The organism is bacterium (assembly GCA_030018315.1).
GTDB lineage: Bacteria > Hydrothermota > UBA3073 > JACQXS01 > JAGMCI01 > JASEGA01.
Genome location: JASEGA010000012.1, coordinates 36,891 through 58,177, shown reverse-complemented (window position 1 = coordinate 58,177; position 21,287 = coordinate 36,891). Strand labels below are relative to the sequence as shown.

General features: G+C 35.6%; 17 protein-coding genes. 3 read left to right on the top strand and 14 right to left on the bottom strand.

Annotation, left to right across the window (positions count from 1 at the left end; genetic code table 11):
* Positions 1-138: 138 nt before the first annotated feature.
* On the bottom strand, positions 139-654 hold the full coding sequence (locus QMD71_05360; protein MDI6840259.1) for an HD domain-containing protein: 516 nt from the start codon (positions 652-654) through the stop codon (positions 139-141).
* A gap of 63 nt (positions 655-717) precedes the next feature.
* The gene (locus QMD71_05355; GenBank protein ID MDI6840258.1) at positions 718-1,563 is read right to left on the bottom strand and encodes a histone deacetylase; all 846 of its coding nucleotides are present in this window, start codon (positions 1,561-1,563) and stop codon (positions 718-720) included.
* Between the two features lie 240 nt (positions 1,564-1,803).
* On the opposite strand from QMD71_05355, the gene QMD71_05350 reads away from it, so the two are divergent.
* The 3 genes from QMD71_05350 to QMD71_05340 are packed head-to-tail and all read left to right on the top strand — an operon-like array spanning position 1,804 to position 5,260.
* Positions 1,804-3,267 (top strand): sodium-dependent transporter, encoded by a 1,464-nt coding sequence (locus QMD71_05350; protein MDI6840257.1) that lies wholly within the window; start codon positions 1,804-1,806, stop codon positions 3,265-3,267.
* A 33-nt stretch (positions 3,268-3,300) separates the two neighbouring features.
* A complete protein-coding gene (locus tag QMD71_05345) occupies positions 3,301-4,773 on the top strand; it encodes a sodium-dependent transporter (protein ID MDI6840256.1) in 1,473 nt (490 codons plus the stop codon).
* Positions 4,763-5,260 carry a CvpA family protein gene (locus QMD71_05340; protein ID MDI6840255.1) on the top strand — a complete coding sequence of 166 codons (498 nt, stop codon included), beginning with the start codon at positions 4,763-4,765 and terminating at the stop codon, positions 5,258-5,260. The genes QMD71_05345 and QMD71_05340 overlap by 11 nt, the downstream gene beginning before the upstream one ends.
* A 42-nt stretch (positions 5,261-5,302) precedes the next feature.
* Here QMD71_05340 and xerD read toward each other — a convergent pair whose 3' ends face one another.
* From xerD to QMD71_05280, 12 genes are all read right to left on the bottom strand, one after another.
* Positions 5,303-6,208 (bottom strand): site-specific tyrosine recombinase XerD, encoded by a 906-nt coding sequence (gene xerD, locus QMD71_05335; protein MDI6840254.1) that lies wholly within the window; start codon positions 6,206-6,208, stop codon positions 5,303-5,305.
* A gap of 2 nt (positions 6,209-6,210) precedes the next feature.
* On the bottom strand, positions 6,211-6,699 hold the full coding sequence (locus QMD71_05330) for an LptE family protein (GenBank protein ID MDI6840253.1): 489 nt from the start codon (positions 6,697-6,699) through the stop codon (positions 6,211-6,213).
* 1 nt (position 6,700) lies between these two features.
* On the bottom strand, positions 6,701-7,921 hold the full coding sequence (locus QMD71_05325) for a CCA tRNA nucleotidyltransferase (protein ID MDI6840252.1): 1,221 nt from the start codon (positions 7,919-7,921) through the stop codon (positions 6,701-6,703).
* Positions 7,878-8,987: a GTPase HflX gene (gene hflX / locus QMD71_05320; protein ID MDI6840251.1), complete on the bottom strand. Its 1,110-nt coding sequence runs from the start codon at positions 8,985-8,987 to the stop codon at positions 7,878-7,880. Before hflX ends, QMD71_05325 begins: the two co-directional genes overlap by 44 nt.
* Before the next feature lie 25 nt (positions 8,988-9,012).
* Positions 9,013-12,006 (bottom strand): hypothetical protein, encoded by a 2,994-nt coding sequence (locus QMD71_05315; protein ID MDI6840250.1) that lies wholly within the window; start codon positions 12,004-12,006, stop codon positions 9,013-9,015.
* A gap of 149 nt (positions 12,007-12,155) precedes the next feature.
* Positions 12,156-14,261, bottom strand: a complete 2,106-nt coding sequence (locus QMD71_05310; GenBank protein MDI6840249.1) for a helicase C-terminal domain-containing protein — start codon at positions 14,259-14,261, stop codon at positions 12,156-12,158.
* A 62-nt stretch (positions 14,262-14,323) separates the two neighbouring features.
* Positions 14,324-15,844 carry a phospholipid carrier-dependent glycosyltransferase gene (locus QMD71_05305; GenBank protein MDI6840248.1) on the bottom strand — a complete coding sequence of 507 codons (1,521 nt, stop codon included), beginning with the start codon at positions 15,842-15,844 and terminating at the stop codon, positions 14,324-14,326.
* 81 nt (positions 15,845-15,925) lie between these two features.
* Positions 15,926-16,642: a class I SAM-dependent methyltransferase gene (locus QMD71_05300; GenBank protein ID MDI6840247.1), complete on the bottom strand. Its 717-nt coding sequence runs from the start codon at positions 16,640-16,642 to the stop codon at positions 15,926-15,928.
* The gene (locus tag QMD71_05295) at positions 16,639-17,769 is read right to left on the bottom strand and encodes a glycosyltransferase family 4 protein (GenBank protein MDI6840246.1); all 1,131 of its coding nucleotides are present in this window, start codon (positions 17,767-17,769) and stop codon (positions 16,639-16,641) included. Before QMD71_05295 ends, QMD71_05300 begins: the two co-directional genes overlap by 4 nt.
* Complete coding sequence (locus tag QMD71_05290) at positions 17,762-18,493, bottom strand: class I SAM-dependent methyltransferase (protein MDI6840245.1); 732 nt, start codon at positions 18,491-18,493, stop codon at positions 17,762-17,764. The genes QMD71_05295 and QMD71_05290 overlap by 8 nt, the downstream gene beginning before the upstream one ends.
* The gene (locus tag QMD71_05285) at positions 18,490-19,215 is read right to left on the bottom strand and encodes a polysaccharide deacetylase family protein (GenBank protein ID MDI6840244.1); all 726 of its coding nucleotides are present in this window, start codon (positions 19,213-19,215) and stop codon (positions 18,490-18,492) included. The genes QMD71_05290 and QMD71_05285 overlap by 4 nt, the downstream gene beginning before the upstream one ends.
* 2 nt (positions 19,216-19,217) lie before the next feature.
* Entirely contained in the window at positions 19,218-21,281 is a 2,064-nt protein-coding gene (locus QMD71_05280) for a glycosyltransferase (protein ID MDI6840243.1), read from the bottom strand.
* Between the last annotated feature and the right edge of the window lie 6 nt (positions 21,282-21,287).

Sequence of the window (21,287 nt, the reverse complement as noted above, 5' to 3'; positions counted from 1 at the left end):
AAATTTTACCTCAAAGAACTTTTACCAGAAAAACTGCTTATTTCTAAACACCCTCATTCAAATATAATCACCACTTTAAAGAGAACTATCCTATATAAATAATTAGAAGTCAATTTTTTATTTTCGTAATTTATAATATTAAAGATTGACATAATTTTTCTCTAATTCAAAATCTATAAAGTCACAATGGTGGACTACAATTGCTTCATTGCTCCTTTCTATTTTATCACCTTCATGCGAGTGTGCAATTATTATATGAGCTACTTCATGAGGTAAGCCTACTTCAATAGCAAGCTGATAACCGGATACAGGATGACGGACTTTGGAAGCTGATTTTACAACACTGCCATCCTTACTCTCGTATTCAAACAGCTTGCCAACATCATGAGTGAGAGCACCAGCTATTAAAATATCTTTTTTTAAGTCTTGCCTTAATTCTGATATCTTTAATGCCAGTTGAGTAACCTTACGAGTGTGCTCAATTAGAGAGGTCTTTGTTGGTATAAGGAGTGTAAATGGGATATCATTTATTTTTTGCCAACCACTCCTTTTGATTGCAATTAGCCACAATGATATAACCTTCTTTCGTAAAGGCTTAGATTTTATCCAAGAGAGTTCTGGAAATATACTCTTTATATAGGATTCATTAATCATTCTTTTCGTCATTTAGGTATTTTGGACTTTTAGGCATTTTCACACATCATTCGTCATTCTATTCTATTCCTGTCCAATTATACCAAGGATAAACTCATATACACATCTGGGCAGGTCTTCACTATAACCACCTTCAAGGACATAAAATGTAGGTAAATTAAGTTCATGGATAAGATTGCCAACCTTTCTATATGACTCTATATCAAGCCCTAAGCCTGCAATTGGGTCAAGTTTATATGTGTCAAAACCAGCTGAGACTCCTATTAGCGAGGGCTTAAACTTAGTAATCTCATTTAATGCATGCTTTAGTGTAGAAAGGTATTCTTTCTCACCTATTCCAAGACTCAAAGGATAGTTTTTAGCATTTTCAATTGAGGTAGCACCCGTACCAGGATAAAAGTGACCAAAGCGATGAAGTGAAACATATAAAATATCTGGATTACCTAAAAATATATCTTGCGTCCCATTACCATGATGACAATCAATATCAAGGATTGCAGCCCTCATCCCGGCATGATTTATTGCAATAGCAATATTATTAAAATAGCAAAAACCACATAAGAAATTCTTGCCCGCATGATGACCAGGAGGTCGCATAATGGAGAAACCGATGTCACCTGTAAGTGAAAGTTGCATTGCCTTTAGGGCACCGCCAACTGAAAGTTTTGCATACTCGTAGATGTTAGGAAGTGACGGAGTATCAGGGTCAAAAAAATTGCCCAATATTACTTTACTTAATAAATCCTGAGTATGAGCGAGTAAAATATCGGCTTTAGTGCAAGAAGATGGCTCAATGAAATCAAAACCTTTAGAGTGCAAAAAATTGTAAATTCGCGCTACCCTATGGGGGGACTCAGGATGCCCAGTAGCTCCATATTCAAGACATTTAGAAGAAAAAATAAATTTCATATCATAAATTTAGCATCAATTTAAGTGAAAGTCAAATACTTTTATAGAGAGTTGAGCTTTATAATGTGAGTTTTGGGTATATACTTTTCTGGGGTTTCCCCATTTTTTGGTTTTTCTCTAAATATGGAGTGCAACGACATCGTCGTTGTTCGCAGAATCCTGTGGACATGCAAAAACATAGTTTTTGCACAGAATACTTTTTAATTGACTTTTGAGCTAATTTATGTAAGATATGGGCTTATGAGGAGTAAATGGGATTCAAGACAGGCATTCGTTCTTGCGGCTATTGGGTCAGCAGTCGGGTTAGGTAATGTATGGCGGTTTCCATATATATGTTTCAAGTACGGCGGAGGGGCATTTCTTATTCCTTATTTGGTAGCACTGCTTACAGCTGGTATTCCATTGATGATACTTGAGTTTGCAATTGGACATAAAATGGAGGCTAGTGCTCCGCTATCTTTTGCAAAGATAGGTAAAAACAAGGAATGGGTGGGATGGCTTGCTATTACTGTTGGATTTGGAGTTGTCTCTTATTATGCTGTGATAATGGGATGGTGCTGGAATTACTTTGTTTACTCATTTAAACTATCATGGGGTAAAGCTACAGAAGACTTCTTTATGAATAAATTCTTATCTGCTTCAAACGGCCCACTTAATCTTGGTAGTGTTAAGCCATATATCATGCTTGGAGTACTCATGACTTGGATATGGACTATTGGAAGTATATGGAGAGGAGTGAAGACAGTTGGTAAAGTTGTATATGTGACTGTTGTCCTTCCCTGGCTAATTTTATTTGTTTTTGTTATTAGGGGATTAACTCTTCCAGGTGCTATTGAAGGGTTACGCTACTACTTGACACCAGATTTTAGTGCCCTTCGTAACATTGAAGTCTGGCGTAATGCGTATGCACAGGTGTTCTTCTCATTAAGTATAGGGTTTGGTATAATGATTGCTTATGCTAGCCATCTACCAAAAAAAGCTGATATTATTAACAATGCATTTATAGTATCACTTGCAGATGCGGGGACGGCATTTTTTGCAGGGTTTGCAGTGTTCGCTACACTCGGGTATTACTCAGGGATGCAAAATTTGCCTGTCCAGGAAGTTGTGAAATCACCTATTCCATTAGCTTTTATTGTATATCCTACAATTATTAACCTTTTGCCTTTTGTAAATAAAATTTTTGGTGCACTGTTCTTTTTGATGTTGTTAACTTTAGGGATTGACTCTGCATTTTCTATGGTGGAGGCATGTGCTGATGGGCTTATGGATAAATGGAAAATGAAGAAGCGGTATAAAATAAATGTTTTATTAAGTATAATAGGACTTACTAGTGGTATTATTTATACAACACAAGCCGGACTATTTTGGGTTGATATAGTGGATTATTTTGTGTCTAATTTTGGATTAATTATTGTTGCATTTATTGAATGCATTGTCTTAGGATATTTGTTTAAATTGAGTGTTTTAAGAGACCATAGTAATAGTATCTCTGAAATTAAAGTAGGTAAGTGGTGGTATTTATGTATAAGATTTATTACTCCAATTGCTTTAATTTTACTTTTGGGCTGGGAGATATGGGAGAGATTGAGGTCAGCATACGGTGGATATCCTCGGATAGCTGAATTATTGGGTGGTTGGCTATTACTTGTTATGTTTTTGGTCATTTCATTAGTTTTAATGAAGATAAGAATAAAAGATTGACTTTTAGATTAGTCTACACTAAAGTTTATTTTTATGCGGACAGAATGGGATTCTAGACTTGCCTTTATACTCGCATCTATTGGGTCGGCAATTGGGTTAGGTAATATATGGAGATTCCCATACATATGCTATAAATATGGAGGAGGGGCGTTTTTAATTCCATACATTGTTGCTCTATTTACAGCTGGTATTCCATTGATGATACTTGAGTTTGCAATTGGACATAAAATGAAAGCTGGTGCACCTTTGGCTTTTGCAAAGAGTGGTAAAAATAAGGAATGGATTGGATGGTTTACTCTACTTATAGCATTTGGAATTGTATCTTACTATGCTGTTATTATGGGATGGTGTTGTAACTACTTTGCGTACTCATTTAAACTATCATGGGGTAAAGCTACAGAGGACTTTTTTATGAATAAATTCCTATCTATATCAAATAGTCCATTTAAGATTGGTAAAATTAAGCTAGTTATTGTGATTGGGTTACTTGTTACATGGATTAGTATTATTGGATGCATATGGAAAGGGGTAAAAACAGTTGGTAAAGTCATATATGTCACTTGTACACTGCCATGGATACTTTTAATAATCTTTATTATTAGAGGATTGACACTGCCGGGTGCGATAGAAGGATTAAAGTATTACTTGACCCCTAATTTCAGCGCACTGCAGAATGTTGAAGTTTGGCGTAATGGATATGCACAGGTGTTCTTCTCATTAAGCGTCGGATTTGGAGTTATGATTACTTACGCTAGTTACTTGCCGGAAAAATCGGATATTGTCAACAATGCATTTATAGTAGCACTGGCTGACGCAGGCTATTCTTTTCTTGCAGGATTTGTAGTGTTTGCTACACTTGGCTATTACTCATATGTGCAAAATATACCTGTGCCTGAGGTCGTAAAAGCATCTATCCCTTTGGCGTTCATCACATATCCTACAATTATCAATCTGTTACCATTTGCAAGTAAAGTTTTTGGCGCCCTGTTCTTTGGAATGCTATTCTTTTTGGGAATTGATTCAGCATTCTCACTTGTAGAGGCTGGTGCGGACGGAATTATGGAGAAATGGAAATTTAAAAAAAGGTATGCGATAAATATTGTGTTCGGAATAATAGCAGTTATGGCTGGTACCATCTATACTACAAGAGCTGGCCTATTTTGGATTGATATAGTGGACTATTTTATGTCAAACTTTGGATTGATAGCTGTTGGGATAATTGAGTGTATCGCATTGGGATATATGTTTAAATTAAGAATATTAAGAGAACATTGTAATAACTTATCAGAGGTTAAACTCGGGAAGTGGTGGGATATATGCATAAAATTTATTACACCAGTTATTTTAATTTGGATTTTAGGACTCACTATTGTAGAAAGGATTAAAACACCATACGAAGGATACTCAAGAAAGGCAGAATTTTTGGGTGGCTGGCTACTACTTGGAGTGTTTTTCATTATAGCAGTCATTCTTATGAAAGCGAAAGGAGAAAAAAATGATTCTTGATATTATATTGGGAATTGTAATTGTTGGATGTATTATATACGGTCTTATAAAAGGAGCAATTAGAGAAATATTCGGTATGGCCGGAATTGTTGCAGGAATAGCGGTGGGAACAAAATTTTATAGGCAATTAGCTGATATTTTATCCACACATATTAGTTCAAGAATTGCAAACCCGGTTGCTTTTATCATTATATTTATTGGAGTAGTTGTTATTATCAACTTAATAGGTTATTTCGTTAGTAAGTTGATAACTCTATTAAGGGCAGGCTTTATAGATAGAATTTTGGGTGGGTTATTAGGATTTATTATAGGAACATTAATTGCAGGTCTTATATGCGTATTTATTACAACATTTGAAACTGGAAAGAAAGTAGTTGAGAAGTCAAAGATTGCACCAGCTGTTACCGAAGAAATTTTACGAATTAAGGGAATATTTCCAAAAAATATACAAGAAAGACTTAAATGGCAAACAAAACGAGAGATGTAATTATATAATTTGAAATCTGTAATTTTAGATATTTAATTTTATTTATCCCCGCGGATGATAAACTCTTATCGCTTCCTTCAGCTTTTCACGCTCAATGTGAGTGTAAACTTCTGTCGTTGTTATTGAGACATGACCAAGCATTTCCTGAACTGCTCTTAAATCGGCACCCCCCTCAAGTAAATGGGTAGCAAAAGAGTGACGAAAAGTGTGAGGAGTTACACGCTTTTTTATACCAACCTTCTTAACATACAGATTTAAAATCTTCCAAATACCCATCCTTGATAGTCTAGTACCATGAGCATTAAGGAATAAGAGTTCGGTCTCTTTGTTCTTTTTGAGGAAAGGACGAGAGTCCTTTAGATATTGGGTTATAGAAGATTTTGCATAAGAACCTATAGGAACTATACGCTCCCTGTTACCTTTACCAAAACATCTTAGGAAATCGGAGTCTAAAAATAAGTCTGAGGTACGAAGATTTATAAGCTCAGAAACACGTAAACCGGTCGCATAGAGTAGCTCAAGGAGGGCACGGTCTCTTATGCCTAAGTGGGAAGTAGAGTCTGGCTTTTCTATTATTAACTTAAGCTCGTCAGGCTCTAATACATTAGGGAGACGCTTTGAAACCTTGGGAGTACGGATGGTTGTGAATGGCGAATGGGTTAGTAAGCCGTCAGAGATTAGAAATCTGTAGAATACTCTTATTGACGAAACCATACGAGCAATAGAGGCTTTAGATAGCTTGCGTTCTTCTATTAAATATTTTAAAAAAGACTCTATGTTAGCATCTTTCGTTTCGGTAATCTTTATTTTGTGTTGATTTAAAAAAGTCAGTAATCCTCTTATATCTCTTGTATAGGAATCTATTGTATTCTTTGAGCTTCCCTTCTCTACTAATAAATAGTTTACAAATTTTTGTAAATTTGGATTTTTGAATTTTGATTTTTGCATTTTTATTGCCAGCCTTCAAGGATTCCCTTTATTATATCATCTGCTACTATAGAGCATAACTTTTCTATGCCTGTTTCTTCACTTATATCATAAGAATATAAAAACCAGTTGATTAGTTCTTTCTCTAATATAGTTTTGCCTGATTTATCTTTATAAGTAAGCTTTACAGTGAGCTCAATTTTGTAGTCTTTGACATTACTGTGCTCATCGTAAGAGAATGGGGTTCTATTATAATTTAGAATTTCACCTAAAAGGATAGAGTCAGCTACTTTCCGGTCAAGTAATTTTAGCCTGTTATCTTGGATAAAAGCAGAGATAACCGACTTTGTCAAAATTTCGTCTATACTATATTTGACAGTATGGTTCTCAAAAGTTGGAATAGCAATTGACTTTATGTCACGAGTCGTAAAACCAGAAAAATTGTAAGTGCAACCTGAGACAATATGTAAGAAAATAAGAAAACAAAAAACTAAAGCGATGGAAAACTTCATATTATTTTACACTTTTTTCGTCATTCGCCATTCGGATTTTTGTCATTTTTGTATAGCTATATGCTTTTACAAATTTAAGTTCATCGTTTTTAGTCTTAATTTTGCCGTCTAATTTTGCAAGAAGAGCAGCAGAAAGTAACTCTTTATACAAAGGACCGGCTTTTAAGCCAAGCCAATTTAAGTCGCGACCTGTGATTTGGAGCTTTACTTTTTTATAAATTTGTAAGAATTTAATAAGCTTCGGTTTCAGTAATGGAACAGCTGACATCACAAACAAAAGTTCATCAGCAGAGGAACCGTAAAGGAAAGTGTATATCTCGCTTGGAAGACGAGCAGATTTTAGCTTTTGTAAGTTTCCTAAAATTGTACAAACACGCCTGATTTTGTTCAGCTCTTTTTTTGTTAAACAAAGAAAAGGAGATGGATTTTTAATATCTATAATTCCTAACAAATATACAAACCAGACAGTTACAGGCTCGTTAAGTGAAATGCAAATTTTGAGATTTGATTCAATATCTTTAAATAATGTAGGACGAGGAAGATTGAGATGCAAAATTTTCGAAATGCCAAATTTATGCAAAAGGCTTAGTATTTTTAATCTTGCAGGCTCGCTCAGAATTAAAACAAGTTCACGAGTTATCCTTTTAGGGCTTAATTTATTAATAAGCCCTGCATTCACAGCCTCTTTAGCTAAAAGAGCAGTTTTAGGCTCAAGTTTAAAGCCAAACCTACCAACAAAGCGGAGTGCACGAAATAGCCTTGTCGGGTCATCTACAAAACTATTTGGATGAAGTATTCTTATTATACCAGCCTCTAAATCTTTTACACCCTCAAATGGGTCTATCAACTTGCTATCAAATAACCTCATCGCTATTGAATTTATTGTGAAATCACGACGTCTTAGGTCGTCAATTAAAGTAGTTGATTTCACACAGGGAAGTTTTGCAGGTGCTAAATACTCTTCTTCCCTACAGGTTGCTATATCAATTACTAAGTCATCAAGAATTAAAGAAGAAGTGCCAAATTTGGGATGAGAACGAAAAGTGCCACCTAAAGCAGTTTGAAGTTGCCTACCAAATGCTATGCCATCACCTTCTACTGCTATATCTATGTCAAACTCATTTTTACCTAATAAAATATCGCGGACTGTCCCACCTACTGCGTAGGCTTTGATACGATTAGAGACGGCGAGAGAACGAATTTTTTTCAATATCAATTTCATTTTTGGATAAAAGGGAAAAGATTTTAGATTTTAGTTCTGATAAGCCGTCACCTTTTAGCGCTGAAATAAATACTGCATCGTTATATTTTCTCTGTAAAATGGAAATAAGTGAAATATCTTTATCAATTTTGTTAAATACATAAAGAGTTGGACGATCAAGTACACCTAAAAATTCAAGAATTTCGTTACCAGCCAAAAGCTGAAGTTCACAATGAGGATGGGAGATGTCTACTATATGAAGACGAAGGTCAGCCTCTATCGCCTCTTGGAGGGTAGATTTGAAAGATGAAATGAGACCGTGTGGTAACTTGCGTAAAAAACCTACAGTATCAGTTACGAGAATTTTATTACCAGCAGAAGTTGCAAAAATACGTGTGGTAGCATCAAGAGTTGAAAATAACTTGTCATCTACAACAAGGGTTGAGTGGGTCAGTTTGTTCATCAATGTTGATTTGCCAGCATTTGTATAGCCAATTATTGCTACCCTTAAAAAATTACGCCTACGCTTGGATTGAATTTGTTTACTTATTTCAATAGACTTTAATTTTTTCTTTAGTGAATCTATACGGGCACGAATTCTACGCCTGTCAACTTCAAGTTTTGTCTCACCGGGTCCCCTTGTACCGATACCACCACCAAGCCTAGATAATGCTATGCCTTTGCCAGTTAGCCTTGAAAGCCTATATTGAAGCTGGGTGAGTGTTACCTCAATATTAGCTGCTTTTGTATTTGCATGTTTAGCAAATATATCAAGGATAAGCTCAGTCCTATCTATTACCTTTCTGCCTGTGATATCCTCAAGGTTTCTTACCTGAATACCAGTCAACTCTTCATCAAATACAAATGTGTCAATTTTAAGTTCTCTCCCTATATGAGCAAGCTCAAAAGCTTTACCTTTACCTATAAAGAAACGAGGATTAATCCTATCAAGACGATGAAGAAGCTTTTCTACAACTTCACCACCGGCAGTCTTACTTAAAGAGGCAAGCTCTTCTAAAGAATCAAGTTTCTCAATACGGTCGTCGTTACGAGTTAAAGTTCCTATTAGAAAAAGACGCTCAGCCATTTTCGTCGTTCGTCATTAGTCATTTTCAAAAGTTTATCCTTGCTTCTGCATTTAACATATGCTCTAAGGGATAGACAGGTCTCTTATTACATTGATAACTTAAAATATAATCAGTGTTTTTAATAGATAAAAGAGTTAAATCTAAACTACATTCCATACTGAGACCAGGTGGATAAATAACCATTATATCAGGTGGAGCATCGCTTGGACCACACCACAGGGTTAATTTAACTCTGCCTGTCAACTCTTTATTATCAAATTCATAAGTTAAAAGTGGCTCATAACTGTAGCCAGATAAATGGAGATCAGGTTCTGCTGAAAAATGTGTAGGATTTTTGAAAAGCCTTTGCTCAAATTGGAACTGTGAATACAACGAAACACAAGACTTTATTTTGTGGGAAAGTCCAATAGATTTGATGACTGATTTCTCATCCAAGTCCAGATTATCATGAATCCATCTTTTTGTATGTCCTGTACTATACTTAAAGTCTATGTCACTGTAATAGAAATCGATGCATAAGATATCTTGACCACCAGAACGAGGAGAACCATAAATCTTGTTTTCTCTAAAGTCATCTTTTGTATAACTGATGTTAAAGTTAGAGGCTTCAAGCCCCCAATTTATACGATTCCTGTCATCAAAAACAGAGGCTGACCTGCCCCAAAATAATATCTTATCACCTTCACCACTCTTTAAACTACCTAACTTAAAAGAAACAGTAGAAAATGGATGTAAAATGAGTGTGTTAGAAAAAGAGAAATTTTTACAAATTGATGAAGTGCCACTTGGAACAAGCCGCTTTTCGTAGTTGCCATGAGGGTCAGGATAATATCTTTGAGTTAAAGAGTCCTCACTAAAGCTGCCTTTTCCTGTGTCTACTTCATAATATTCCTCTTTTAAAAGATTGCGCTCAAGGGATGTTAAGTTATATGCTATAGTTAAACCAGAAAATGAAAAGTTTAGAGTGCCTAAGTCTATGGCGGATTTGTGAGTACTACCAAATGCTTGGCGTTTAGTATAAGAAAGATTTAATGGACTTTTAAAGATACACACACTGCTTGTACGGGAGTTGGAGAGCTCATCTTCCTCTAACACAAGCTTAAGCCAGCCTGAACTCACTCCTATTTCTTTTAAGTCACCACTATTTGAGAGTTCATTTATAACTTTATACCTTACAAATGGCTCAAATAAACTAATGCGATAAGAGAGGAAAAATTCAGAAGTTCTATCAGTTTTACCAATTAAATATTTATAAGAAAAATGTGGTAATTTTAATGGAGTGAGACAAAACTCAAGATTCTTAAGCAAATCAACTCGTGTCCCTATAAGTCTGACAGAAGTAGTTAAGAAAGGAAATGGAGAGATGAAACTAAAAAGCTCACCAATATTTGAGGATAAAGTGTCTACAGTGCCAGGGAAACAAAAAGAGGCGTCAATGTTTCGGAAGCTACCTCCTAAACCCCATTTTTCCATATTGGTTTCAAATCCGCCTATAAAAGCTTTGCCAGAGCGGCCAGTTGAAGTAAAAGTGTTGGGAGTGAATTTTGTGAATGCACACTCAAGACCAATTTTTAACTTATTTAATTCCTTATTATAATCGAGATTAAACAAAATATTTCTATAAGGAAGTGGAACTCTTAGTTTCGGAACATAACTACCATTAGAGTCACCTACATAGGAATAGCCTCCAATTAAGGGGTCAAATTTGTAATCCCCATTATTTAGACCTACATTTGTAAAACTTACATTATAATCACCATTTGGATAACCAACATACTTGTATATACTATCCTCTCCACAGGATTCTGCAAATTTTATGTAACTGCCATTGCCTTTGCCTACATAGGTAGCACCTGAGAGCCAACTATTAGAGGAGTCAGATTCTACTTCCATTAATGTCTTTATTTTATCAGGGGTTAGTGAAAAAGAATGAGGTGAGGTTTTTATATCTTCTTCCTTAAATAAAAGAATACGAAAATCACTTAATTTATACTCACCTACAAATAAGTCTCTCCTGTAACTATCATCATTTTGTTGGAACTCTGCAGTTATACAATCACCATTTTTTATAAGTCTTTTGGTTGTAAATGTTAAAATTGAAGTTGAGTAGTCAATAGTGTAGTCCTCACCCCTCTGCATAATGATGCCATTTAAACAGATTTTTTCTGACCCTAACACTGCTATACCAGATGATGATAGTTCATAAGGACCTTGCTTACCTAACACTCCTTCAAACTTTTTACGCATCCATCTACCTTTTGAGAGTGCCCCACTTAGGGATAGACAATCGTTGATATTGCAGGTTACACCTTCAAGCTTCCTATTCACTTTACCAAATTTGCTTTGTGAAAGATTTAAGTCAAAGTCGCCAAACCTTATTTCACTACTTTCACGCCTCACATTTACATATAGCTCATCCATTTCTTTAAGTTCTTGGGTAGTACCAGCAGACTGAATTGGAACACTGTCATCTCTTAAGACACCGTCTACTTTTATACCATCAGAGAGCTCACCATCCATATTTATCTGCATAGAGTGATTAAAAGAAAAATTACGATTAGAACTCACAGAGATACCAAAAGTTTTCGTGCCATGAAGATGAAAGTTGGAAACATTGGATGGAGGACAAACATTTTGGGCAGTATCAACAGATGTAGGGCAATCTGTAATCTGTAATCTGTAATCTGTAATTTTCAGAGATAGGATTGTATCGATAAGTTCTCTATGGTAATATTCTGGAGCTAAATTAAATGGTATACGCTTACATAGAAAATACACAGTATCAGAAGGTGACAATGGAGTATTAAAATAAATAATGCCGGCATCGTAATCAATCGAGTAATCATTTTGTAGGGACATCACGACCCGTCGGGACTGTCCTATCCATACCTCTTCTGAGCCAGAGATTATGTGAGATACCAATTTATACGGACCACAGGAATTGGAACCAGAAAATTTTAGCTCCACTTGAGATAAAGAATACTCAATACATACAAAAAACAAAATAAATAAAATCATCTTTATAAAATATACAGCTAACGAACTCCCTTGTCAAATATAAATAATAGTAGTAGTTTTCACCGTTATGAAAAAGGTCATTGCAAGTCCCCCTCACTGTCATTGCGAGGGTTAGCGAAGCAATCCCACTTAATAAGTAGTTAAAAATTTTATCTACGATTATTAAAGAATTCCTTAACCTCACTAAGCTTGTGTGTTAGCTTACACTTGGGGAGTGAGTTTAGGAATTTCTTACCGTAAGGCATCTTTATTATTCTTGTGTCTAATATGACAACAACTCCATAATCTGTGCGTTTCCTTACCAATCTGCCAAAACCTTGCTTTAAGGTCATCACAGCAGAGGGTAGCTGATAATCAAGAAATGGATTGCCACCATTCTCTTTTATCCACTCTATACGAGCTTCTGTTATTGGGGAATCAGGGACCTCAAATGGAAGTCTTGTTATTATGACAGACGATAGAGCTTCACCAGGAACATCTATGCCCTGCCAAAAGCTTGATACTCCTAATAATACAGAAGGCTTATGCCTTAATCTATCAAGTAACTCGTCACGTGAAGCATCACCTTGTTTCAGGAGGGACAGGGCTTGTCCATGTCCCTCCTTGATTGTAGCCGATTCCTTTAGGGCCCGAAGGGTAGGGCAAACCTTTAGGTTTGCAAGGCTACCCGTCCCGACATGGAACGGATCGGGAAAGCCTTGCCCTATAATTTCTTTATCATATTGTAGCCGTTCGTATACCGTATCCATCAGCTTAAAGCTTGTGAACAGAACTAATGCCCTACCATGAGTTATGGGTAGAATCTTTGAGAGCTCAGAGACGATGAATTCCTTATATTTATTCTCATCTCTTGGGTCAGGCCCTTTTTTGGGAATATATAGAATTGCATTCTCCATGTAGTTAAAGGATGAAGCTAATAATAATTCATCACCTTGAAAGCCAAGCCTATCCTTAATAAATTCAAATCTATTATCAACAGACAAGGTTGCTGAGGTCAGAATTATTGGGATTTTAGGCTCCCCTGATAATTGAGAGGAAAATACATACTTCTCAAGCCATGGTGCAACAACTATTGGGGCTGTGTTGAGGGAAACAAATGGAAAACGACGATGCCTCCTTATTTCTGTTACCGAGGGCTCAGGAGTACTGCTACGCTCCAACCAGTAAACTGAATTAGTATCAGCATGGTTAAGGAAAAATGAAAGCCCAGTATCAATGGATTTACATTTTGAAAGGTAGCCAACAAGCTCTTCTGCATCAGCTTCATCTTTGGCATTTTTTCTTAAGTCTTTGAGTAAAAGAGAAAGACTATTAAAATAAGGTGAGAGTGAATTACGGACTGGCAATTTTTCATTTACACGGACTACATTTTCAGCTCCAATAATATTTAATATTTTCCTAAAGAAATCGTCATTTATATCTTGTATTTCATCTATCATCTTATTCAAATCTTTATTTCCTATCCCTCTCTTCAGTGAGTTAAGGAAGAATCTAATGCTGTAATTAGACAGATGTAGCCCAAAATATTGGACTGCCACTTCTTCAAGATTCTGTGCTTCATCAAATATTACAGCTTGATAAGGAGGTAAGACTCTCTTGCCTGCCGCAATATTAGCAAAAAATAGCCAGTGGTTTGTGACAATAACATCACTCTTAAAAAGATTACGCCTCGCTCGTTCATAATAACAACGAGACCTAAACTTGCATTTCTTACCTGCACATAAATCAGGGTCACGTGCTACATCACTAAATATTGAGACTATTCCATCCTTATCAAGCTCTGAGCGTAACCCAGTTTTTGTAATTGCCTCCCAAGCAGCAATGCGCTCAATCTCTTTATTTTCAAATAATGACCCCTTATCCGCAAGTTTACGCCATCTCCTTAGGCAAAGGTAATTATCAGACCCAAAAGCGGGAGCTGCACTAAATTTAATTCCCAATCCGGATAAGGCGGATTGAACAATTGGGATATCGTGAGTCAATAGTTGATTCTGGAGCGTCTTTGTGTAAGTTGAGACTATTACCCTTTTGGGGACATTTTCATTATCAGGATGAGTAATCCATAGGACACTTGGTACTAAGTAAGCTAACGACTTGCCTACACCTGTACCAGCTTCACAGATGAGGTTTCTACCATTTTCTAAAACATATTTTATTTTGGTTGCCATCTCAATCTGCTCAGGTCTATACTCGTAATCAGTAATGACAGATGAGATTAGTCCACTTTTACCAAAAATAGTATCTACATTAACCACAGAATTCGTAGAGAATACAAAATTAAATTATGTATCACGCAGTTTTTCTTGGCACCAAATTTTTAACTTTTCTTTAATTTTTCCTTAGAAAATAATATTTTAACGAGCAGACTACATGAGATTAGCCCAATTAGAACAAGGAAGACTACAATTGTAACTATTATTTTTAAAGGAAACAATCTTGTATAGTAGAGGTGAATCCACCAAAAATTAACGACATTTAATGAGCGTGCCTTCTGAATTGTCTCAGCATTTGTCCAGCCTTCTTCGATAGCAACAACATCAGAGTCAAGCACAAGCGACCATGGCTTACCTATCTTCATTGACCTTGATACTGTCCATAAATTTTGCCATTGCCTTCTTATAGGAGAGACCAAATTCTGAAGTTCATTTGTTTCTTCTGCAATCACATATTGTAGATGAAACCTCATAGGAGATACTGAGACACCTATGAGTTGAATAGAAACAGAGAGAGCAATCAGTAAAGAGATGAATACTTTGAAAACTCTCCTTAATCGTTCCCATATTGAAAACAACTCTACCAAAGGTAATACCATAAACGGTGTTATAGCTACTAAATATCTCTGGCCCCACTCAATTTCAGCAGAAGTTCTATAGCCCTGTTGTACCGAATAAAAGTATAACCAGCACCCAATAACTACCAAGCACAATACTCCTATTGATTTTTTTCTTTGTATAAATGACCTTATTAAAAAAGGAAATAAAATAAGTATTGGAGAGAATAGGAAGAAGCTTTCTCTGGGATTTAAAAGCATACGATATAGATTAAATACTAAATGAGAAGAAAATAAATTGATACTAATTCCACATTGTTGTGCAAGTACTTTCTGGTAACCAGTTTCAAATACTGAACCAAATCTTACAAAGTTATACCATAGAATAATTACTATAAAAGGAACCACGCCCATAATAAAAGTGACTATACCATTTCTAAACCATTTTATTCCTTCGTGCTTTTCTAACTTTTGCAACTCCAATGTTGACCAAATCAGAATACCTGGTATTATCAACAATACTTCTAATCGTGTCAATAATGCAATGCCAAATGCTATCCCAGAAATGAAGCCCCATTTCCTTTGCCTATACTTTGAGTAGAGTACAAGAGAATGCAACATCAATATAGTAAAAAATATAACTTGGGCAGGATCCATAACACTCTGTGCATGAGGAAAACATATTGTAGCAAAGGCGTAGATAAGAGTAGTCGGTGTTGCTGCTTTCCATTCGTATCCGAGCTCAACTAATAAAAGTAGTAAAAGAATACAACTCGCTGCCATAAAAAATACATTAACAAAACTGCATACAGATTGCTTAAATTGTTCACGTAATGGGACAGGAATTTTATCTGAAAAAGTCCTTGCTAAAAGATATGGAGGTATAAAAACAAGCGATTGACCAATGAAATAAAACGAGTATGTACGTCCATCTTTACCCAGAAGAGCTCCAAGCAGATGAGTTGGGTCTATACTAAAAGTTCTACGTTCAACAATGCTTTTTGTAACTGCATATCTAACACCGGGGTCTATACATCCAAGTCTTCCCTGTGCAGTTAAGAGATACACTGAAAGAGTCGCCACTCCCACTAAGAGTAGACTAATATTTTGTTTCCTACACAGAATGCTACCTATTTTATTCATTTCTTACTATGTTTTACAATCTAAAGTATTTTTCTTTGCCAATATTACCAAGTTAAAAGGCTTATAACCTTTATCTTCTCGCAGAAATTTTTCTAATCTTACCAAAGGCAGGACTGGGGGCGGAAATTTGAAAATTCGCATAAATTGAGTTGAAAACTTAAGTAATAATCTTGAAATAGTAAACATACAAAAATGAGTAGTAAGTGGCTCAAACCCCAATTCTCTTAGGAGTGAGATAATATCAACTTTTGTATAGCCAGCCCTTTTATGAGCGGAATCAGGATAAGGAGGAGGAGGACAGGGAACACTGAGAAGTAAGCTTGTACCTGGCATTAGAATTCTAAACATCTCCTTTAGTGCTAACTTATCATTTTCTATATGCTCAAGGACCTCTGTACACAGCACAAAATCAAATGACAAATTTTTAAAAGGAAGGGCTTCTGCTACAGATTGAACAAGGCTAACAGGAATATTCTTTGCTTTCACTCTCTCAAGTCCACTCCAGTTTATATCCATACCAACAACAAAATCTGACTTTTTTGTAAGCCACTCAGTATACCGGCCAGTCCCACACCCAACATCTATGACCCAATGTAGGGGCGGGGTTACCTCGCCTACACAGGTTAAATAGTCCTTTATAATAGGACCTTGCGTAACAAGTCTTATGTTATCAGGATGGGCAAAGACAGACCTAAAAATTGATGGTAGAATTGAGCCCATCATGAAGAAAGAACATCTACTAATTTATTTGCCAATACTTGAATGTTAAACTCACGTAGTACTCTTTCACAGCCAGCCTCACCTATCCTATCTGCAAGCTCTTTATCAGTAAGTAATTTAATTATAGCAGCCGCTATTTCTTGCTCATCAAATGGATTGACGAGCAGCCCCGTAACCCCATCAATTAGCGCATCAGAGACACCACCAGATCTACCCCCAATTACAGGCTTGCCACAAACACTGGCTTCAAGGTAGACGATGCCAAAGCCTTCTGCCTTTAGACCAGTTTTATTCTTTATCTCTTGGGACGGCATTACAAATACATTGCAAAGTGCATAGTACATTGGAAGTTCCTCTTCTGAGACAAATCCTGTAAATAATATATTATTTGAAAGACCTAAATTTGTAGCCAAATCTTGTAGTCTTTTCCTGTCATCACCATCACCTACTATTATATATACCAAATTCGGGACTTCTTTCAAAATATGTGGTAATGCCTTTAGAACTGTATCATGACCTTTGTATCTCTCACTTGTAGCTAAGCGGGAGACAGTGAGGATAACTTTTTCATTTTCAAGGCAGTGTCTCCTTCGTAAATTAACTGGGTTAATGTATGGATTAAACCGCTCAGTATCTACACATGGATGGATAACGATAATTTTAGAGGAATCTACTCCTATACCTACAAGATAGTTCTCTATAAAATTACTTACAGTAATGATACAAGTGGCATTATTGAAAACTAAATTTAATAACTTACCAATTTTACGGTCCGTTACCTCTATGCCATAAATTACTACTATGTAAGCCCTATTTGTAAACAGCTTAAGTAAAAGAGCTGGTACACCAGTAAGGATATGGCCACAATAGATGACTCTTATTCGTTCTTTAATAGCAATTAGTATTATTTTCCAATATAGGAAAAGAAGAGTTAATTTTCTAAAATAGAATTTTTTTGTACGATAGATTTTGAAGTCCTGTTCCCTATCAAATTTAAAGGCACCTTGTGTCATAGGAGTAACTACAATTACCTCATAATGTGATAATGCTTTAATAACACTATAAAGGTATGTGGATATACCACCCACTATAGGTGGAAAATCGAGTGTTACAAGTAAAATTTTATGCATCTTTTCGTGCTAAGAGAATAAGATTATACCCTAAATTACCATATTTAAGAGAAAAGTCAACCTTTAGAAGTCTAAATAGCAAACTATGTAATGATGAAAAATGAAACGGTAGTCTATCAAGCAGTCTAATAACAAAATAACTTAATGGATAAATTAATAAACCACCACAATGAATACTTTCTATCGAAAATTTGCTCCCTATAATTTGAACAGCTTCTCGCAATGTGAAATGTCTGTTGTAAATAGTACGCTTTCCGTCATTCTGAGCGTAGCGAAGAATCTTGCCCAAGAGTTTAACAGTAAAATATTTAAGATTTATAGGGTCAAGCCAGTAAAAAAGACCTTTGTGAGGAATAGAAACTATTAATAAACTATGTGGCTTTAAAACACGCACAATCTCAGCTATCGTATGAGCTAGGTTGTCTTTAGATAGTAGTTCTATCACATCTAATGCTGTAACTACATCAAAAATGCTATCCCTAAATGGCAATGAGCTGGAAGTTGACAAAATTAGAGGTAATTTAGGATTTACTTTTTTGGCTTCTTTTAAGAATTCAAGCTCTATATCTACACCACAAGCAAATTTGCCATTTTTAACTAATACAGAAACTAGCCCCCCATAGCCACAGCCAATATCCAATACTTTAACAGAACCATAAGGTATCCAGTTATATGCATAACCTTCACGACCACCTATTAGCTTACCTAAATTTATAATATTCACTTGACTACAGATAGAATATTCTTAATAAATGGATATAGGGGTGAAATTTTCAGCCTAGAGCGACAGCTATTATCTGAAGCACCAATTAGAATTCGACCTACTTCAAAAGGCTCATTTAATGTAAAACGATTAGTAAATGCAAACCGGTAGCCAGCCGCCTTTACCATTTTGCGGATACACTCGTTGGAAGCTCCATAAGGATATGCAAAGAAACAGATAGGCTTGCCTATTATATCCTCTAATGAGTGCTTAGAATAAGCTATTTCAGTTAGTAGTTCGTCTTTTTCTAATAGAGTTAAAGGACGATGGGTAGCAGAGTGGCTACCAAAATGGATGCCAAGACGGGAAGGTTCGATAAGCTCGACTTTACTCAAAAGCTGATATTTACCAGAAGGATTGTTAAAATAATCCAGTTTACCTATCAGCTGTGTAACAACAAAAACAAGACAGTAAAACCCATATTTGGATAGGATTGGGAGTGCATGGGTTAAAAAACTACGGTAACCATCATCAAATGTGAGTAAGATAGGTTTGCGTGGAAGGGGTTTTGTTCCAATATAATAGTGAATTAAATCTGCAGGGATTAATGGAGAAAAACCATAGTTATATAGAAATGACATCTGTTGCTCAAATAATACCGGAGTTATTGTGTATAAGTCTCTATACTGACCTATATTATGGTATACCAAAACAGGAATGTAAGTATTACCTATCCTAAACATTATTATCTTTTATTAAATATGTATTTATATACAGAATAGAATCTTTCTGCATTCAGCTTAGAAGAATAATTTTTAAAAGCCATTTCGCTGCCTTCTTTTGCTAATTTATCGGCTAACTCTGGAGATTGAATAAGTAAAGTAAGCTTTTGAGCTAAATCGTCTACATCGCCTTCAGCGAAAATAAGACCACCACCTGTCTTTTTGATAATATTAGGAATCTCACCCGAGTCAGAGCCTACTACTGGAACCTCACAGGCCATCGCCTCAATTAGAACTCTACCAAATTGTTCCCTCCAATAACCTATAGTAGTTGATGGTAGCACAAGTACATTCATACAATTCAAATAATTTGGAACCTCACTATGCAGTACACCACCTATTATGCGAGTTATTTTTTGCATGTTTAGATTAGTTACTAATTCACGAACTTTATGCTCAACAGGTCCACCACCCACAATAAGTAAAGAAATAGGAGCTGAAATATTAGTCAATTTCTTCACTGCCTTTATAAGTGTATCAACACCTTTCCATTTAGTAAGACGTCCTACATAGCCTATTACAAAGCCGGTCAGGTTTAACTTACTCTTTAACAGTTGCGAATCCTTTTTGTAAAATCTGTCAAAATCAATACTATACGGTATTACAAATATTCTTTTATGATACCCTTTTCTAACTAAAACACTCTTTGCCATTTCACTCGCTGCTATAGCACAACTTGATTTTCTATATACATACTTTTCAAACTCATTAAAGGGTGGTAGATATTGCTTGAAGATATTTTGGGCTGCAAAAAATAATAGATTAGCTTTTCCCTTAGCTAATGCAAACTGGAAAGTAGAAACACTATACGGCTCTTCATCTATATGTATAATATCTGGCTTAAATTGATGCATAACTTTTAGCCAATCAGGATAGAAGTGGAGATTTATATTCTTATCAGGGAGGTTGCTTAAAAAACTTCTTAAAGGATATACTTTCGCATTTAGGTTAGGATGCTTTTGAAACTTCAACTGGAATGGAAATGTAATGTCTTTAAAATAACGAGGAGTTACAAGAGCAAGCTCTATACCTAGATATGTGCTTAACTCTACAAATGGAGCCTGATTTACATCTACAATACAGGAATGGCTTACTACTAAAACTCGTATTTTCTGTATATTTTTACCTGATACTAATCCTATGAGTGTCTTAGAACTAACACATTTCAAAACTATTTCCGACACTCTTTTAGCAAGTATAGTGTACTCAAACCTATCTTTTGCAATTTTTACACCCAACTCACCTTTTTTTAAAATGCTCCTATCCTTATAAATCTTTTCTATCATCTCCATAAGCCGATAAGGATAATCAATATCCTTAACGCCTTTATATGGGATGAGCATCTCCTTTGGTAATATAAGACTCGCCTCCCCAACCTCACTTGCAAGAATATATTTACCACATGCTAAAAAGCAGGGTAATTTTCTTGTGGTCCTGACCATACTTATAGGATGGTTTGACTGAGTTAAGAGACATATATCAAACACATTGAGATATTTGGGAACTTCTTCATAAGGAATTCTGCCTAAAAATAGGATTTTGTCTTCTATATTATATTCTCTTGCCTTCTGTTTTAGATAAGGGAGTCCGCTACCATCCCCAATAAATATACCAATTACGGGTAAATTTTTTAATAAATTGATAACCTCTATAAGATCCCAACCGTAGCACATTTTATACTTTTCTGACCATGTGGTAGCTCCAATTGTACCCACTACTAATTTATCTGTTAACCTTAGTTGGTTACGTAAATCAAATACATCATATGGCATAAAAAGTGATGTATCCACACCATCAGGAATGTAAAATATTCTTTTATAACCTCGGGTTTCAAGAAATTGCTTGTGAAATGTGCCTCTTACTACTATACCACTTGCTAACCTGAGCATTAATTTCTCTGTGAGCCGCAAAATTTGTAACCCAAAGTAACCTCTAAATCCAAGAAGTTTATCAAGTTCATAAACAAGGTCACCGGTGTCAATAATAAATTTATATCCACACAAAACCTTTCCTAAAATAGTCGCCATAGAACC

Excerpts from the sequence above, each read along its gene's own strand:
- QMD71_05355 (MDI6840258.1), bottom strand. The coding sequence starts at position 1,563 with ATGAAATTTATTTTTTCTTCTAAATGTCTTGAATATGGAGCTACTGGG.
- QMD71_05330 (MDI6840253.1), bottom strand. The coding sequence starts at position 6,699 with ATGAAGTTTTCCATCGCTTTAGTTTTTTGTTTTCTTATTTTCTTACAT.
- QMD71_05360 (MDI6840259.1), bottom strand. The coding sequence starts at position 654 with ATGATTAATGAATCCTATATAAAGAGTATATTTCCAGAACTCTCTTGG.
- QMD71_05280 (MDI6840243.1), bottom strand. The coding sequence starts at position 21,281 with ATGGCGACTATTTTAGGAAAGGTTTTGTGTGGATATAAATTTATTATT.
- QMD71_05285 (MDI6840244.1), bottom strand. The coding sequence starts at position 19,215 with ATGTTTAGGATAGGTAATACTTACATTCCTGTTTTGGTATACCATAAT.
- xerD (MDI6840254.1), bottom strand. The coding sequence starts at position 6,208 with ATGCAAAAATCAAAATTCAAAAATCCAAATTTACAAAAATTTGTAAAC.
- QMD71_05350 (MDI6840257.1), top strand. The coding sequence starts at position 1,804 with ATGAGGAGTAAATGGGATTCAAGACAGGCATTCGTTCTTGCGGCTATT.
- QMD71_05340 (MDI6840255.1), top strand. The coding sequence starts at position 4,763 with ATGATTCTTGATATTATATTGGGAATTGTAATTGTTGGATGTATTATA.
- QMD71_05325 (MDI6840252.1), bottom strand. The coding sequence starts at position 7,921 with ATGAAATTGATATTGAAAAAAATTCGTTCTCTCGCCGTCTCTAATCGT.
- QMD71_05345 (MDI6840256.1), top strand. The coding sequence starts at position 3,301 with ATGCGGACAGAATGGGATTCTAGACTTGCCTTTATACTCGCATCTATT.
- QMD71_05300 (MDI6840247.1), bottom strand. The coding sequence starts at position 16,642 with ATGATGGGCTCAATTCTACCATCAATTTTTAGGTCTGTCTTTGCCCAT.
- QMD71_05295 (MDI6840246.1), bottom strand. The coding sequence starts at position 17,769 with ATGCATAAAATTTTACTTGTAACACTCGATTTTCCACCTATAGTGGGT.
- hflX (MDI6840251.1), bottom strand. The coding sequence starts at position 8,987 with ATGGCTGAGCGTCTTTTTCTAATAGGAACTTTAACTCGTAACGACGAC.
- QMD71_05315 (MDI6840250.1), bottom strand. The coding sequence starts at position 12,006 with ATGATTTTATTTATTTTGTTTTTTGTATGTATTGAGTATTCTTTATCT.